Source organism: Vibrio penaeicida, from assembly GCF_030689305.1.
Taxonomy (GTDB): Bacteria; Pseudomonadota; Gammaproteobacteria; order Enterobacterales; family Vibrionaceae; genus Vibrio; species Vibrio penaeicida_B.
Window position 1 is genome coordinate 13939 of the sequence record NZ_JAUYVM010000006.1, and the last position, 16480, is coordinate 30418.

Annotated in this window: 18 protein-coding genes; 10 read left to right on the plus strand and 8 right to left on the minus strand. The window is 42.6% G+C overall.

Features of this window, described 5'->3' with window-relative positions; all coding sequences use genetic code 11:
• Positions 1–101: 101 nt before the first annotated feature.
• Positions 102–665: a magnesium transporter gene (locus Q8W40_RS11230; protein ID WP_305397232.1), complete on the plus strand. Its 564-nt coding sequence runs from the start codon at positions 102–104 to the stop codon at positions 663–665.
• On the plus strand, positions 662–1693 hold the full coding sequence (locus Q8W40_RS11235; protein WP_305397233.1) for an HlyD family secretion protein: 1032 nt from the start codon (positions 662–664) through the stop codon (positions 1691–1693). Before Q8W40_RS11230 ends, Q8W40_RS11235 begins: the two co-directional genes overlap by 4 nt.
• Positions 1694–1740: 47 nt before the next feature.
• Here the strand turns inward: Q8W40_RS11235 and Q8W40_RS11240 are convergent, their stop codons facing one another.
• A complete protein-coding gene (locus Q8W40_RS11240) occupies positions 1741–2553 on the minus strand; it encodes a LysR family transcriptional regulator (protein WP_305397469.1) in 813 nt (270 codons plus the stop codon).
• Positions 2554–2709: 156 nt separating this feature from the next.
• Here Q8W40_RS11240 and Q8W40_RS11245 point away from each other — a divergent pair, with 156 nt between their 5' ends.
• Complete coding sequence (locus tag Q8W40_RS11245; RefSeq protein ID WP_305397234.1) at positions 2710–3210, plus strand: type VI secretion system amidase effector protein Tae4; 501 nt, start codon at positions 2710–2712, stop codon at positions 3208–3210.
• A complete protein-coding gene (locus Q8W40_RS11250) occupies positions 3211–3570 on the plus strand; it encodes a hypothetical protein (protein ID WP_101113183.1) in 360 nt (119 codons plus the stop codon).
• An 11-nt stretch (positions 3571–3581) separates the two neighbouring features.
• Here the strand turns inward: Q8W40_RS11250 and Q8W40_RS11255 are convergent, their stop codons facing one another.
• On the minus strand, positions 3582–4493 hold the full coding sequence (locus Q8W40_RS11255) for a LysR family transcriptional regulator (protein WP_305397235.1): 912 nt from the start codon (positions 4491–4493) through the stop codon (positions 3582–3584).
• Positions 4494–4663: 170 nt separating this feature from the next.
• Here Q8W40_RS11255 and chrA point away from each other — a divergent pair, with 170 nt between their 5' ends.
• Positions 4664–5818: a chromate efflux transporter gene (chrA, locus tag Q8W40_RS11260; protein WP_305397236.1), complete on the plus strand. Its 1155-nt coding sequence runs from the start codon at positions 4664–4666 to the stop codon at positions 5816–5818.
• A 199-nt stretch (positions 5819–6017) separates the two neighbouring features.
• Positions 6018–7172, plus strand: coding sequence for an HD domain-containing phosphohydrolase (locus tag Q8W40_RS11265; RefSeq protein WP_305397237.1), 1155 nt, complete (start codon positions 6018–6020; stop codon positions 7170–7172).
• 9 nt (positions 7173–7181) lie between these two features.
• Here Q8W40_RS11265 and Q8W40_RS11270 read toward each other — a convergent pair whose 3' ends face one another.
• A complete protein-coding gene (locus Q8W40_RS11270; RefSeq protein ID WP_305397238.1) occupies positions 7182–7766 on the minus strand; it encodes a hypothetical protein in 585 nt (194 codons plus the stop codon).
• Positions 7767–7925: 159 nt separating this feature from the next.
• Positions 7926–8132 carry a Flp family type IVb pilin gene (locus Q8W40_RS11275; protein ID WP_101113188.1) on the minus strand — a complete coding sequence of 69 codons (207 nt, stop codon included), beginning with the start codon at positions 8130–8132 and terminating at the stop codon, positions 7926–7928.
• Positions 8133–8502: 370 nt separating this feature from the next.
• Between Q8W40_RS11275 and Q8W40_RS11280 the strand changes: the two genes are divergently transcribed.
• Positions 8503–10194, plus strand: a complete 1692-nt coding sequence (locus tag Q8W40_RS11280) for an AMP-binding protein (RefSeq protein WP_305397240.1) — start codon at positions 8503–8505, stop codon at positions 10192–10194.
• A 165-nt stretch (positions 10195–10359) separates the two neighbouring features.
• On the opposite strand, the gene Q8W40_RS11285 is transcribed toward Q8W40_RS11280, so the two are convergent.
• Positions 10360–10572 carry a hypothetical protein gene (locus Q8W40_RS11285; RefSeq protein ID WP_305397241.1) on the minus strand — a complete coding sequence of 71 codons (213 nt, stop codon included), beginning with the start codon at positions 10570–10572 and terminating at the stop codon, positions 10360–10362.
• Between the two features lie 111 nt (positions 10573–10683).
• Between Q8W40_RS11285 and Q8W40_RS11290 the strand changes: the two genes are divergently transcribed.
• A complete protein-coding gene (locus tag Q8W40_RS11290) occupies positions 10684–11619 on the plus strand; it encodes a LysR substrate-binding domain-containing protein (protein ID WP_305397242.1) in 936 nt (311 codons plus the stop codon).
• Positions 11620–11756: 137 nt separating this feature from the next.
• On the opposite strand, the gene Q8W40_RS11295 is transcribed toward Q8W40_RS11290, so the two are convergent.
• Positions 11757–11966: a DUF1127 domain-containing protein gene (locus tag Q8W40_RS11295; RefSeq protein WP_370693381.1), complete on the minus strand. Its 210-nt coding sequence runs from the start codon at positions 11964–11966 to the stop codon at positions 11757–11759.
• A gap of 109 nt (positions 11967–12075) precedes the next feature.
• Here Q8W40_RS11295 and Q8W40_RS11300 point away from each other — a divergent pair, with 109 nt between their 5' ends.
• Positions 12076–13023: a LysR substrate-binding domain-containing protein gene (locus tag Q8W40_RS11300; RefSeq protein ID WP_370693385.1), complete on the plus strand. Its 948-nt coding sequence runs from the start codon at positions 12076–12078 to the stop codon at positions 13021–13023.
• 17 nt (positions 13024–13040) lie between these two features.
• On the opposite strand, the gene Q8W40_RS11305 is transcribed toward Q8W40_RS11300, so the two are convergent.
• A complete protein-coding gene (locus tag Q8W40_RS11305; RefSeq protein WP_305397244.1) occupies positions 13041–13610 on the minus strand; it encodes a TetR/AcrR family transcriptional regulator in 570 nt (189 codons plus the stop codon).
• A gap of 103 nt (positions 13611–13713) precedes the next feature.
• Here Q8W40_RS11305 and Q8W40_RS11310 point away from each other — a divergent pair, with 103 nt between their 5' ends.
• Complete coding sequence (locus Q8W40_RS11310; protein WP_305397245.1) at positions 13714–14253, plus strand: dihydrofolate reductase family protein; 540 nt, start codon at positions 13714–13716, stop codon at positions 14251–14253.
• 100 nt (positions 14254–14353) lie between these two features.
• Here Q8W40_RS11310 and fusA read toward each other — a convergent pair whose 3' ends face one another.
• The gene (gene fusA, locus Q8W40_RS11315; protein ID WP_101113196.1) at positions 14354–16438 is read right to left on the minus strand and encodes an elongation factor G; all 2085 of its coding nucleotides are present in this window, start codon (positions 16436–16438) and stop codon (positions 14354–14356) included.
• Positions 16439–16480: the final 42 nt, after the last annotated feature.

Sequence of the window (16480 nt, forward strand, 5' to 3'; positions counted from 1 at the left end):
GTTCGCTCATCTCCTTTCTTTAAAATGGAATTTCGGTTATTCCATTTTTACTTCGCACCGTTGTTACGCTCATTCCAAAGCGTAACAACAGGTCAATCACAATGTCTCGACACCACTCGAATACGAGGCAAGGAACGCCATCAAACTCTTTTTCATGGAAAGCAATACCAACACTTAGCTTTAGAAATGCCAAAGCATCAGCGCTCTGCAAAACCATAAAAACCGCGCTAGCAACATTAATAAAAACCGCAATCGGCTTAGGCACTTTGTATTTCGCGTCTCTGGCATTTTCGAAATTAAGCACGATACATGGTACGGAATTGCCAGAAACTTACTTTGTGGATGGTTACCCCAGTATATTGGTATTGCTCGATTCTGAATTTTTTATGGGTGTCATCTTCTGCGTCACCATTAGTGTGATTGTGTATGTGTTGTATTTATTGTGGCAGTTACACGAAGTCGCGGTTCATAAAGCACAAAAAATGTCGTCCGCTCATACCCAAATTGTGTTTGCGCTTTCTCTGTGTGGATTGTTTATTGATAAAGCATGGTGGGTACTCGCTATCATTATTGCCTTTACTCGTTGGGACATTGTTTCAGACTCGCTCTCCAACATCATTCGTAAAGGTCTTCACATAACCAAAGGCACTAAGGAGTCATCATGAAAGAGATTATGCTCCCTTACATTCTGATCTGTTGGATTTTGGTCAGGCTAAAAGTAGTGGCTTGGACGCTTAAAAACGCGGTTGTGATGGTGGGGCTAGGCGCTTTTATCGCCTTTATGTTATTTACCGCTCATCGCTTTTGGTCACCTGCAGACCTTACCGACAGTACAACAGTAAAAGCCCCTCATGCAGTACTGAGCCCTCTCGTTGGTCAGGAGGTGGAACAAGTGCTGGTAAGCCACAACCAACACGTCCGTGAAGGCGATTTGATTTACGTATTGAAGTCAGAAGATACGGATTCACAAGTCAAAGGGCTACAGGCACAAAAGTTAGCAGCAGAAGCGGAAATTGTTGCCTTAAAACATCAGATCACCAACGATGAGAAAACATTACGTCGATTGGAAAAGCTGGACGATTTTGCCCAAGAATCGCATAGAGACGATACCAAAACACGAATCGATGCTAACAACGCAAAAGTGGCGGCAGTGTTTGCTCAAATCAAATCGATTGAAGCACAGATCGCGACAGCCGAATGGCAAAATGATCGCCGAGAGGTTCGCGCACCTTTTGATGGACAGGTGTCGATTGCTAACCTTGCTGAAGGCACCCGTGTTGGTAACATGCATTTATACAACACGTCGAAAAAGTTTGTGGAAATGCGTATTGCGGATCAAACCTATCGCAATATTAAGGCTGGTCAATTTGCTGAATTTTATGTGGATGCATACCCCGGTGAAATATTCAGAGGGCGTGTTCATAGTGTTACGGCAGGAACAGGGGAAGCGAGAGTATCTGTGGTGAATGGCACACAACACGTACGCCAACACGTCAATAACAATGCAGGGACACATGGGCGAACTGTCATCATCGAATTTGAAGAACCTCAGGGCTACAACGTTCCCATTGGCGCAACCGGTTCTGGTTGGATATCAGCGACCAAGCCACATGAAATGCTCGGTTTTATGGACATCATTGGTGCCGCGACGGTGAGGTTAAAATCCTACAAAGCGTACTTCTCTGCCATGTAAATATTGGTTGATTTATCGAAAGCGCAGTCTCCTATAAATTGGCTGCGCTATTTCTCCATCCAGCTTTGAGCTTTCTGCTCTAAGACATGTTCCACCAGCGCCATTAACCATTGAGTTTTAGGATTGTTGCGCTGAGAAGCTTTAACGATGATGGCCACATCCAGCTCAATTGGCGTCACATTTTGTTGCCCAGAAAAAGGCGCGTAGCGAATGGTGTAGCAATCTTCCATTAAGCGGTTCATTAACTCATAGTTATCGATCTGAATCGTTGGCTCTATTGATGGGTCTATTGCATGAAAATGGTGCGTATATTCATTGATGCCCGAAACCAAAAACTTCACATATTCTCCGCTAGGGTTACCATCGATAAAACCCGCACCTTTATGCAATTTTTTCTGGTAGAAGTGCTGAGATTTGTCGCTAAGAATATGAACGCCAAGGTCGACACCTTCTTCTAAAATAAGAGACTCACTGGTTTGTTGCCAAGTTCTTAATTCGATGACGGCTTGGGTTTCTTCCCTAATCGCTTTGATCAATTCTGTACCACACGCCACTAAATACGGCTCGACCAAATGCAACGAGATGTTTTCCAGTTTACTTGGCTTAAACTCTTCAGGGTGAAGGGCTTGCTGTACTTGTTCTAGCGCTGCTTTGAGTTTGGGTTCGACTTCGCACGCGTAAGACGTGGGAGTCAGCCCATCACTACCACGAACAAACAATGGGTCACCCAACTCATCTCTAAGCTGTGCCAATACTTTAGACACGTAAGATTGAGAGCGACCGATCTTTAGCGCAGCGCGTTGAGTTGAATGGGTTTGCATCAATGCTAAGAAAACGGGAATGGAGTTTAAATCGCTTATCAAATTGTTACCTCATATTCGTTACAAATAGCTTAATGAAATAAAAACAACACTCTCAATTACATTCATTTCAGCATTAAACTAATGGTGCATCTAAATCACTAGTAAACAAGTTGAATATTGTTATTCAATAAACAATTATCCACATAGTTTTTATTGGGACTTAGACACTATGCACTACCAAACTGGGAAACCTTAAATCGAAACTTTCCAAACCTACCTGCTGCTACTGTTTTTACGCAGATTGGTGGGAAAGTAGCCTTAAATTACGAAATTGGTGTTTTTAAAAATGCTTGTGCTACTAGAATTTCTAAAGCTCTAAATGGCTCAGGGGGGAGACACAAAATCCCATACTACAAAGCTGTAGGTCCAAATGGAAGAATGGAAGCTCAAGTCTCTTCTGGCAAAAACAAGAATTGGCACATTTTTCGTGTGAAAATTTTAATCAAATACCTAACTGAAAAATATGGTTCTCCCAGCACCTATATCCCAAGTGAATATAAAAAAGAAATATCAGGGAAAAAAGGTATTATTATATTTGAAGTTAACGGATGGGATGACGCCACTGGACATGCTGATCTTTGGGATGGGGAAGATTGCGTCTACGCTAGCTACGATTCATCTGCTCATAGAATTTTATTTTGGGAGGCTCCGTAAATGAAGAAAGGCAAAGCATTAATGTTGTCGCTCCTATCTACAGCACTGCTTGTATGCGCTCCTTCCTACGCAGGACTAGAGCACAAGCAATTGTTAAACTTTGCCCATGTAAACTGCCTGTTTAACTACATGAAAAGTATGGGGTATGAAACTGAAGATCTTAGAACCCTGTCAGCTGGAATTGTTGAAAAAAGTACTCTAGACCCAGAAAAATTTGTGCGTGTACACGAACTCGTAAAAAGTTACGAATCTAGCGCCAAGTACAAAGCTGACGTTGATACCAACTTAACAAAATGCTTCGAGATACCTTTCGATAAGAACTTTGCAAAAAAGATAGAGGAAATTGCACTCGCAAAGTAATAGAGTAAAGACTATTTGATTTCTTCTTTTACCAATTCGCGGAGCCATATATTTTTGTCTCTGGTGTGCTGGCGTGATGGCCAAATCAAAGATATAGCAAAGTCGTTCACATCAATGGGCGACTTAGTCATCACCAGTTGGTCATCAAAGCCTTCAATTTGTGCCATTCGCTTGGGCACAATGGCAAGCAGCTTTCGCTGACAAAGTAATTGCCGAATAGTCAGGAAATTCCCCGCAGCTACACGTACCTGACGGGATTCATCCATCTGTTCCAGATGTTTATCGATACCGGTGACCAGTTCGCCGCCCGGGCTGACTAGCGCATGGTCAATTGACAGATATTGCTCCAGTTTTAGCACTTTGACCTTGCCAAACAGAGACTCATCAAAAAGGCACACATGTTCTTCATCATATAGGTGCTCACCTTGAAATCTCGCATCCAGATCAGGAAAGCTTCCCACAACCACATCCAGCTTTTGCTCTTCAACCAATCGAACATAGTTGCTTCGGTTGACGTTAACAAAACATATCTGGCTTTCAGGTGCCTGTCTGGAGATAACATCAAACAATACAGGTGCAAAAATAAACTCTGCGTAGTCCGTTAAACCTATTCGGCACACACCTTTATAGTCTTTGGGTAAAAAGACTTTGGGAGACAGCAGCTCTCCGGTGACTTTATCTAATATGCTCTCGACGGTAGAGGCTAATGAGAGTGCTCTTTCGGTCGGCAACATGATATGGCCGCGTCTCTCAAATAACGGGTCATCCAACAACACTCGTAATCTAGCCAAGCTGTGGCTCATCGCCGATTGACTCACATGCAACTGTTTGGCAGCAGCACTCACACTCTGAGTTTCAAACAAGGCAGAAAATGCCACCAAAAGATTTAAATCGATGCTTTTCCAATTAATGTCGAGACGCATACCTCACTCCCTGCCTCACTATTACTTTCAACCAAAACCAAACTAAAACCCAAACTAAAACCCAAACCCATTTCATTCATATTCTATATTAAAACTATCAATTTGAATCATTTATGTTGTGCCAGTAGTCTTTCTACCAATAACCACTGTATTTAAATTGGACTTGGTAGATGTTCTCGATTTTTAAAACCTTTTTCCTGCTTGGTTGGGTAAGCTTTGGAGGCCCAGCAGCGCATATTGGGTACTTTCGAAATACCTTTGTTGAAAAGCTCAAATGGCTAAGTGAAGAAGAATACGCTCAGATTGTTGCACTCAGCCAATTCTTACCTGGACCAGGTTCTAGCCAAGTGGGCTTTGCGATCGGTTATCGCAAAGGAGGAATTACGGGGGCAACGGCGGCTTTTTTAGGCTTTACTTTGCCTTCTATTCTTCTGATGTTGGGGCTGGCTATTCTCAGTAGCCAACTCACGGATTCCAGCCTCTTCCAAAATGTCATTCACGGACTGAAGTTGCTCGCTGTTGTTGTGGTTGCCGATGCGACGATCGGCATGTATCGGAATTTCTGCCTACATAAAATAACTATTGCCTTGTGTGTTGCAACGGCTATGGCACTTCTGTTATTTCCTAACCTGTATACGCAGATGATGGTTTTAGTGGTTGCCGCTCTTATAGGGCAAGCCTTTTTGAAAGGGCAACCGAAAGCAAACGACACTTCCCATCCAATACAAATCAACTGGATGCCTCTCATTGCGTTTGTTGTTCTCTTAATGGGTTTACCTATCGCGGGTAATTTAATGAAAGAGCTCCAACTGTTCAGTGACTTTTTCCAAGCAGGTAGCTTAGTATTTGGCGGCGGTCATGTGGTACTGCCCTTGTTGCAAAATATTGTCGGTGAACAAATCAGCCAAGATGCATTTCTTACTGGTTATGCCGCAGCTCAAGCCGTGCCGGGTCCTATGTTTACTTTTGCTACTTACATCGGTTACGAGCTTTTACCCACGTCTCCTGTTGTTGGCGCATTACTGGCAACCATAGCCGTCTTTCTTCCGGGTTTCTTACTGTTATTGGCGGTATTAAATAACTGGCAAGCGTTGGCAAGCAAACCCAAATTAGCGGGGGCTGTCGCAGGTGTAAACGCATCGGTAGTCGGCCTTTTATTAGCAGCTCTCTATCAGCCTGTTTTTACCAGTGGTGTATTAACGGGGGCAGATATGGCTGTAGTTTTGGCCGGTTTTTATTTTTTGAAACAACGCAAACTTCCCATCGTTGCTCTTGTGGCATTTTTCATTGCCGCTGGCATATTTCTTGGTCAATTAATGGCTTAAGGCTTGTCTAAATTTAAGATAAAACCGAGCTTGATCCGCTCGGTTTTTTCACTTTCTTTAATAGCTAATTTATTGAGCATTTTTTCTGCAAAAGATCGTTTCCTTGACTAGACTTGATCGTTAGATATTCACTTATCTTAAGTGCACATTTATTAATAAAAATTCGCACTCAAGGCTTTAGACATAGAGGATCGTGGTTATGTTTATTCGGCAGCGTCAGTCGTTCCATTCTTTTCCGAGTCAAATGGCATCTTTAAACCAACATCTTGAGCACGTTCACCATCAAATAAAAGATAAAGTGCCTCAAGTGGATCGGATCTCATTTACCTTATACGACGCGCATTTGGATCTCCTTCGCACCTACGCTGAAAGCGATACGGATGGAAATACATTAAGCCACCATGAATACCCTTTTTCGGAATGTCGATCCCTTCAAGAATGTGCCAATAAAAATCTTTATCGGGTCATCAATGACATTGCGACTACGGTCAATTCCAATCGACACCATTCACGATGGTTAATTGAGCAAGGCTATCTTTCTTCATTTACCGTTCCGACATACCACCACAATCAATTCATTGGGTTTATTAACTTCAATTCTCACCAAAGCCATGTTTTTAGCCCACAAGTGCAAAATGAGTTAATGCCTTTTTGTGAACAAATCAACTTCACCATAAACTCGGAATATTCCTTGGTGCATTCCATTTTAACTTCCGCTGAATTGACGCGAGACATATACCCCGGTGCGCAGAGCGATTCTGATGAACACATTTTGCGAGTAAGCCTTTACGCCAAATTGATTGCGTTAGAAGTATCCGAGTTATACGAGCTAGATGATGAAACCATCGAGCATATTCATTTGTTTTCTCGCCTCCATGACATTGGCAAAGTTGCTTTACCCGAAACCTTGTTGCTCAAGCCAATTACGCTCAATGCACAAGAAAGAAAAGTCATGGAAAGCCACGTTGATAAAGGCTTAATCATTATCAATAAAATCCTCCAGAATTTGGGTTCTCCTAAACACCCGTGTATTCAAGTACTCAAAGATATTATGGCTTATCACCATGAGTTTCTGGACGGCAGTGGTTACCCTAACGGGGCTGGCCATAGTGACATTCCTGTTTCAGCAAGGATTGTTGCCGTCGCGAATATATTTGATGCGTTAACCAGCCACCGTCCATATGCCCAAGCTTGGTGTGTGACATCGGCGCTTCTTGAGTTAGAGAAAATGGTGGCGGATGGAAAACTGGACGGCAATTGCGTTAACGTACTTCGAGATCATCAAGGCTACATTACCCAAGTTCTTGAACAGCACCCGGAGCACGATCCGCGTGAAGGTGTGATTCATCATTGAGCCTTTGCCTTAATGTCTTTCCGACAAGTTTAAGGTATTAGGATTGATATTATATAGAGCAAGGTATGCTTCGATCTCGTCGGATAACCTTATCGACAACGATAGGTGATTACCGCTTTGGTCGGCTCGCTTTTCAAGTTGTAAGGACGAGTAGCTTTGCGTAACGGATTTAGCGATATAATCCAATACCCACATCGATTCTTGAGTCAACTCATCTTTCTTAAAAGTAAACGTTACATACGCTAATAAGTCGGGTTCTCTCGCTACCGAAACTTCGCCACGAGACACCAAATATTCTGCACATTTTTTATCGACACCCAAGTTTTGAATATCGGCAATAAGCCACTGATTGATTGGCTTTGCTTTAGCATCAAAATGGGGTTGTGCATGAATAAATGACGAGTCCAAATTTTGATTTACATATTTGCCTGTTGTTCCTTTCCCCAGCCCAATGGTTTGGTGATATTCAATCACTGGCGCATCACAATGAATAACAAGACCGTTTGAACGACGATCTAGATGCGAAGCAACGCTGACGGCTGAAACCAGAAAAAAGAGAGGAACATATAGAAATAAGCTATTTTTTGTGTCCATTAAACTTATTGAACTTCATGTTTATATAACAATGGATGTTGTCCAATTAACGACATGAAAAACCGATTCTCGCTAGTGAACAAAACAATATTGAAGCGATGTAAAACCACAAGTAAACCATTACTGCTCGAGTAAACGAATGAATCAGTCACCACACATTTATTCCGAGTAAGATGAAGATCCACCTTCAGAAATAGAAATGATCGCTTCTGAAAGGAATACCTGTAAATCATTGTCAAATATCGCGATCACAATTGCCGATAATGCCACGCCAATGATCGCGTATTCGATTGCAGTAACGCCGGATTGGTTTTTTATCACCTTGCCAGTACAGATCCTGATGAGATGTATAATTGCTGAACCCATACTTCACTCCAATTATCTGCCAGAGAACTGTCTCTCATCTATAAGGCTAGTTGGATATAGTTAGATCTTCAAACAAAGATAAGCACGATATAAGAACAAAAAATCGGCGATAAATAATGTAATGATTCAAAAAGAAATTTGGCTATAGAATGGAAAATTATGACCTCATTTCTACCTTTTTGAAATGGTTAACATCATTTCCCCATCGGCCTTTCGGCACTCAAGTTGTTCTAACATCATCAAGTGAGTAGACGATCTCAAGACCTCGCAAAATTTGAATACTACGGTTGACCGAGGCTATACTTAACGACTAGTTTAACATCATGATAACAATTACAATTCATTATAAAAAAAGACATGGAGTCACCTGATGGTTCAGCCTCAAACGACACATAACGCGAAATGCTCTCTCACACCTCCGAATGAACTGATCTTGAAATGGGCACAAGAACGCCCGAATGAGGTTTATCTCAAACAGATCATTAACCGACAATTTGTAGAATTCACCTACGCTGATGTTGCCGATAAAGCACTTAAGCTGGTTTCCGCATTGCAATCTTTGGGTTTAGAGCCCGGAGATAAAATAGCGCTGATCTCTAAAAACTGTGCGGAATGGTTTATCACTGATCTTGCCTTGATGCTGGGAGACTACATAAGTGTTCCTATTTTCCCAACAGCAGGTAGTGACACGATAGAACACTGTATAACGCACAGTGGCAGTAAAGCGCTTATTGCAGGCAAGTTAGATGACTCTGCCGCAACAACCGAAGTCATGAATAAGCTAAGCGACTTGATCACCATTTCGCTACCTTACGACTCCGCACCAGCTTGCCAATATGAGTTCACGACACTGATCGAGAATCAAGCTCCCAGCGAACTAAGGCCCGAACATTACGACGACAAACTGATGTCTATCGTATACACCTCAGGTACGTCGGGCTTACCAAAAGGCGCAATGTTAACCTACGGCGCATTCAATTGGTCTAGCCAGAAATTGATTGAGCACTTAGGCGTAGATAGTGATGGTAACGATCGATTGATGTCCTATCTTCCTCTCGCCCATATAACGGAACGCGTCTATATATTTGGTACATCGATTCGCGAAGGTGTTATGACCGCATTCCCAGAGTCTTTGGATACCTTTATTGAAGATGTGAAGATGCAAAGACCGACACTGTTTATTTCCGTTCCACGTTTATGGACGGTCTTCCAACAGCGGATTCAAGAAAAATTACCTCAGAGAAAACTGAATATATTGCTGAAAATCCCATTCATTAACTCACTCATCAAAAAGAAATTGGCAGATGGGCTAGGACTGAATGAAGCTCGAATATTGGGTTGTGGTTCGGCACCTGTCTCCCCTGCACTTCTGGAATGGTATCGTTCCGTTGGTTTGAACATTACCGAAGCTTGGGGCATGACCGAATCCTTTGCATACAGCACGCTAAACTACCCATTTAAAGCAGATAAAATTGGTACAGTGGGCAATGCAGGGCCTGGCGTAGAACTGAAACTTGCTGAAGATGAAGAGATTCTCGTGCGCAGCCAAGGTTTGTTTGCGGGGTACTACAACAATGATGAAGCCACCAAAGAATCGTTTAATGAAGACGGCTGGCTGCACACTGGCGATATTGGCTCTATTGATAGCGATGGTTATTTAACCATTCAAGGTAGAAAGAAAGACACCTTTAAAACGGCCAAAGGGAAATTTGTCGCTCCTGTACCTATTGAGAAAAAGTTGTTTGAGTACAGCAAAGTAGAAATGATGTGCTTGATAGGTTCAGGGTTGCCAGCTCCAATATTACTTGCGATACCTCATGCCTATCCTAATTTCGATCCAGCTCGCTATGAAAAACGTGCCGCCAAAGTCATCGAGCGCATGAATCAGACGCTAGAATCTCATGAACAGATTAAAGGCGTGCTCATGGTAAAAGAACCTTGGAGCATTGAGAATGGCATTCTCACTCCTACGCTTAAAATTAAACGCCATATACTGGAAAAGAAATATCACGATGTCGGTGCAAACTGGCCAAAAGGCAAGCTTATCGTTTGGGAAGAGTAACGCCGACCCATTGTATTGATTAACCCATCGCATTGATTAACTCGGGGAGCCAAATGGTTCCCTTTTTCTTTCTTGTCACTCGATACTGTTCGTTATTTAGGCGCTAGAAAATATCAATTGTGGTCGTTCCCCCTTATTTTCTACACATTAAAAAATAACCCCGGCTTATAGAAATCGTACATAGTCCCGATTGGTTGTTGGGGTTACTTCAACACCGACATCTTTTTGAAGATGCTTAGACATGTCGGAAATCTCCGAGTAATGTTCCTTTTCTTTCACTGAGCGTCTATTTTTTCTTTTTTCACCAAAACCCCAAGAAAACTGATAGTTAGGAAATGAAATCTCAAAATCAAAACCCCAATTAAGTGCAATTCTCATAATGTATCTCCTCATGTTCCGCTTGTTACTTCTTATCATTTGTCGTTATTATGAGATTCAAACAGGCAATAATCGAACGACGATTACTTACAAATAATATAAGTAGAAGTTATGGACTCAAGACTACGCCACTTATCAGGGCTCCGGTATTTTGAAACAGCAGCGCGCTTAAGCAGCTACAGCAAAGCAGCAGAAGAGCTATTTGTTAGCCAAGCAGCAGTAAGTCAGAAAATACGCCAATTGGAAGAGGCGTTGGGGTGTAAATTGTTTATACGCCAAGGTCGAGAAATGGCATTGACGGAAAAAGGAAAAACGCTTTTCGGGCAAGTATCTCGTGGCTTTGAGCATATATTGAAAGGTTTAAATCAAATAACCAACGAACCCATCGACGGTGTATTGTCGGTGAGTGCCCCACCTTCATTTGCCTCTCGCTGGTTGCTGCCTCGTTTGTGGAAATTTTCCATGCTTCACCCCAACATTCCTATCAGAGTAATCACTACTTGTGACGATTTAGATCTTCGCCACGGAAACATCGATGTGGCGGTTTGGCAAGGCGATGATATGGAAAATTCTGAAGGCTTGATTAAAGACATGTTGCTGGAAGAACCGATTTTTCCCTATTGCTCTCCTGCTCTCGCGAATTCCATTAATTTTACCGACCCGAAACAGCTACTCAATTGTTGGCTAATACATTACGAATCGAAATGTTTCCCATGGGAAGATTGGTTTAAGCTTGTAGATGTAAAAATGAAAAAATCATTCATTCAATGGATGGAAGTAGGTACTTTTGATTTAGCTATGAATGCTGTCATTGCAGGTCACGGGGCTTGTTTAGCAACAGAGTGTTTAGCATCTGATTACATTGAACGTGGATTGCTTGTAAAACCCTTTGATATTGGTATGACACCGGGGCTTAAATTTCATTTGTATTCCGACCCTAGTTCTCCGCGCCGTGACCGAATCAAAGCCTTCTCAGATTGGATGCATTTCGAAGTATCCGCTATTTCAGAGAACGTAGCCTTAGAATCTGTTGACCTTTCGGGATGATTTTTTCAGCAAAAAGACTGCCGCCAAAAAAGAAAAAACTCAGCATGACTACCATGCTGAGTGCGCGACACATTAAGCGTTTTGTTAGCTCCTACGCCGACAACAAAACGGGATACAGGAAGGTCGCTAACTTGGAGTTAATCCCAAAACGGTCGTCGAGTTTCGTGATAGACCTGTTCTTTCGTCAAACCGAGATCGTCAAGCAAGTGAGCGGGAATTTCCGTCATCTGCTTACGCGTGTGGTAATTTCGATGCCATCGCTTAATCTCAGAGAAAATTTTCTTGATTAAGCCTGCCGGCTTTCTTACCACTACTCGTGCTGAATAAATCGCTGATGCAGTCATCATTTCCTCCTTGATTAGTTTAAGCTTCGGGATCAATAATTAATCAATTTAAGTGCGTAGACAAACGATAGAAATTGACATTGAGTTAAGGAAAACTTAAGTGAAAGATAAAATGCCGCCGCTTCAAGGACTTTACTATTTTTATATTGCTGGGGAATCGGGAAGCTTTAAAGCAGCGGCTAGCCGTTTATTTGTAACGGCAGCTGCCGTTAGCCAGCAAATTCGGCTGCTTGAAGATTGGCTGGGAACCGAGTTATTTGTCCGTCAACATAGGAAAGTTCACTTAACCCATGAAGGCGAAATGTTATTCAGACAAGCTCAAAAAGGCTTTGCGCATTTACAGGATGGAATTCGACAAATAAACCAAGATCCCGATCCAAATCGCTTATCCATTTCCACGCTTCCTTCATTTGCTCAACATTGGCTTGTACCTAGAATTCGCCATTTCAGAGAAAGACATCCAGAAATTGCTTTACTTATCGAGCCCAAAAATGAATTGGTCACCTTCCAAGATTCCAGTGTCGATTTATGCATTCGCTATGGAACGGGAAATTACAAAAACGTCGAAAGTATTTGGCTCATGGATGAAGTGGTGTACCCAGTTTGCCATCCGCTTTACCAAAAAGAACATCAGATCCACACTATTGAAGATCTAAGCAAAGCCGATCTAATTGAAGATATGTGGCCAGATATGGATTGGCAATTGTGGCAGCAAACGCTTGGTATAGAAGCCGGAAAGTCCACCCTTCAGTACGACGGTTCGCATTTCGTTTTAGAAGGCGCATTATCGGTACAAGGCGTTGCGTTGGTTAAACACAGCCTCGCTTATCGTTATCTGCAAGAAGGAAAGTTGGTACGAATTGGCGATGTTGGCTTAAAGCCCAAATTTAATTACTTTCTATGTGCTCCCTCCGGTTACTTTCACCGGGAAAAAATCCAAACATTTGCTACTTGGATACAGCAGCAAGTGCAAGAGTTTTGTAGCCTTGGTCGTGAAGGGTTAACGATCATCGAAACGGACTATTCACTCAAGTGGAATGGGAAAAAACACAGAACGTGAGTTAAGTTCTCCTCCCTCTAGTCGCTCTGATGAATATTCTTTAGAGCGACACAGTAAAATGCTAATGCACCATCAAGCATCTGTATATTCAGCGCATCTTTATCCTGATTGCAGTTCATCGCTAACGCAAAGCCATGCAAGTAATCCCCCAATAGATCTAATGCCTGCTTTTCTTGTTCATCGTTAAGTTCAAGTGGCTGTGTCACCAACTTAAAGCGTTCAAAAAATACCTCCGCTGGGCTGGTGGAGCTCATTGTTAGTAAGGTTTCCAATAGACCAGGATAGGTATCCAATAAAGAAACATAGCTCGCACACAAAGCCTTTAATTCCGGCTCCCATTCAAGTGTTGATGTGGGCATGTAGATCTCTTCAATAAGCGATGTGGTGATCGCTTCAAGCAGCGCATTCTTGTTTTCAAAGTAATGGTAAATCGCCATAGCATCTACCTCGAGGGCAGTAGCTAACCCTCTGATACTTGGCAATTGTCCTTGCCTCTTTAATAACGCTTTTGCTGTAGAAAGGATGGTTTCCGAACTCAATTGAGGTTTGTTGCCCGTTGGACGCCCTCGCTTCTTCTTGACAGTCATTTCAATTTTCTCTTAAACTTCACAATAAATTCTACGCTGTAGAATAATTTAATCTGGCATATTTGCCAAGTCACTTACTTTCCTCTTAAAAAGGAGATCACTCATGGCAAACATCGTTTTTATTGCGACCAGCCTCGATGGGTATATTGCAGACAAAGAAGGCAACCTCGATTGGCTTCACTCAGCTTCAACACCAGAGGGCAATGACATGGGCTTTTCAGCTCTGATGGAGCGTGTTGACGGTCTAATCATGGGAAGAAATACGCTGGATACCATTTTGAGCTTTGGCGTTGATTGGCCCTACAGTAAACCCGTTTTCGTATTGAGCCACTCCATGACTTCGGTACCCAAAGGATACGAGGATAAAATTGTTCTTATCAACGGTGAGCTGAAATCCGTGCTCAACGACTTGAGCGAGAAAGGGTTTATCGATTTGTATATTGATGGTGGAATCACCATACAAAATTTCTTAGCGGAAGATCTGATAGACGAATTGATTTTAACATCTATTCCTGTACTGCTAGGTGGTGGTTCTCCTTTGTTTGGAAACCTGAGTGCGCCACTCAACTTTGAACTGGTAGAGAGCCAAACGTTCAACGCTGCTATTACACAAAGCCATTACGTTCGAAAAAGTAAAACATAACCCATAAAGCACATAGGCTAATGGCATAAAAGCCCCTCATAAAACAAAAGCCCCGTCAGCAAGGCTGACGGGGCTTTAAAGTTACATTAGAGGAAAAGTATTACTTCTTCTCTTTCTCTTCTTTAACTTTAGCGATTACTTCTTCAGCAACGTTTTGTGGACATGCTGAGTAGTGTGCGAACTCCATAGAGAACTGACCACGACCAGAAGTCATTGTACGTAGAGTACCGATGTAACCGAACATTTCAGAAAGAGGAACGTCAGCTTTGATACGTACGCCAGTAACACCAGCTTGTTGATCTTTGATCATACCGCGACGACGGTTAAGGTCACCGATTACGTCACCAACGTGATCATCTGGAGTAAACACGTCTACAGCCATGATTGGCTCTAGAAGCTGTGCACCCGCTTTAGGCATAGATTGACGGAATGCACCTTTCGCTGCGATTTCAAATGCTACTGCAGATGAATCGACTGCGTGGAAACCACCATCAAATAGTTCAACTTCTACGTCTAGAGTTGGGAAACCAGCTAGAACACCGTTGTCCATCATGCCAGCAAAACCTTTCTCGATTGCAGGCCAGAATTCTTTCGGTACGTTACCACCAACAACTATTGAAGAGAACTTGAAGCCTGAGTTTGGCTCACCTGGTTTGATGCGGTAATCGATTTTACCGAACTGACCAGAACCACCTGATTGCTTCTTGTGCGTGTAGCTATCTTCGATTTCTTGAGTGATAGTCTCACGGTAAGCTACCTGAGGTTGACCAACGATTAGGTCTACACCGTAAGTACGCTTAAGGATATCAACCTTAATGTCTAGGTGAAGTTCACCCATACCTTTAAGGATTGTTTCACCTGAATCTTCATCAGTCTCAACTTGGAATGATGGATCTTCTGCAACCATCTTACCGATAGCGATACCCATCTTCTCAGAACCGCCTTTGTCTTTTGGCGTTACAGCAATAGAGATTACTGGAGTAGGGAATACCATTGGCTCAAGTGTTACTTGATCTTTAGGATCACATAGAGTGTGACCAGTTTGTACGTTCTTCATGCCAACGATAGCGATGATGTCACCAGCTTGAGCTGAAGTCAGTTCGTTACGGTCATCTGCTTGCATCTCAACCATTCGGCCAACACGCTCAGTTTTACCTGTGTACGAGTTAAGGATGGTGTCACCCTTGTTCAATTTACCAGAGTAAATACGTACAAACGTTAGAGCACCAAAACGGTCATCCATGATTTTGAATGCTAGCGCTTTGAATGTTTCATCAGCAGAAACGAGTGCGTGCTTGCCTGTCTCTTCGCCTTCTTCGTTCATTAGAGGTTGTGGATCAACTTCTGTTGGAGAAGGTAGGTAGTCAACAACAGCATCAAGAACAAGTTGCATACCTTTATTCTTAAATGCAGAACCACAGTAAGCAGGGAAGAAGTCCATCGTGCGAGTACCCTTACGGATACATGCTTTTAGTTGCTCGATAGATGGCTCTTCGCCTTCCATGTACGCTTCCATTAGGTCGTCGTCTTGCTCTACAGCAGTTTCAACTAGCATCTCACGGTATTCTTCTACTTTATCAACCATGTCCGCAGGAACATCAGTGATTTCGAAGTTTTCTGGAAGACCAGAATCATCCCAGATGTGCGCTTTACGAGTTAGAAGATCTACAACACCAACGAAGTCATCTTCGATACCGATAGGTAGAACCATAACTAGTGGGTTAGCACCTAGTACATCTTTAGTTTGCTTAACAACACGGTAGAAGTCAGCACCCATACGGTCTAGTTTGTTAACGAAGATGATACGTGCAACTTCTGATTCGTTCGCGTAACGCCAGTTAGTTTCTGATTGTGGTTCAACACCACCAGAACCACAGAAGACACCGATACCACCGTCAAGTACTTTAAGAGAACGGTAAACTTCTACAGTAAAGTCAACGTGTCCCGGAGTATCGATAACGTTAAAACGGTGATCATTCCAGAAACAACTTACCGCTGCTGACTGGATAGTAATACCGCGCTCAGCTTCCTGTTCCATGAAGTCAGTAGTAGATTCGCCATCATGTACTTCACCAGTTTTATGGATCTTACCAGTAAGCTTTAGGATACGCTCAGTCGTAGTGGTTTTACCCGCATCAACGTGCGCGAAAATACCAATGTTTCTGTATTTCGATAAATCTGCCATTGTCTTACTCTATTAATAGGATATAAAATGCGCGCAGAGTAT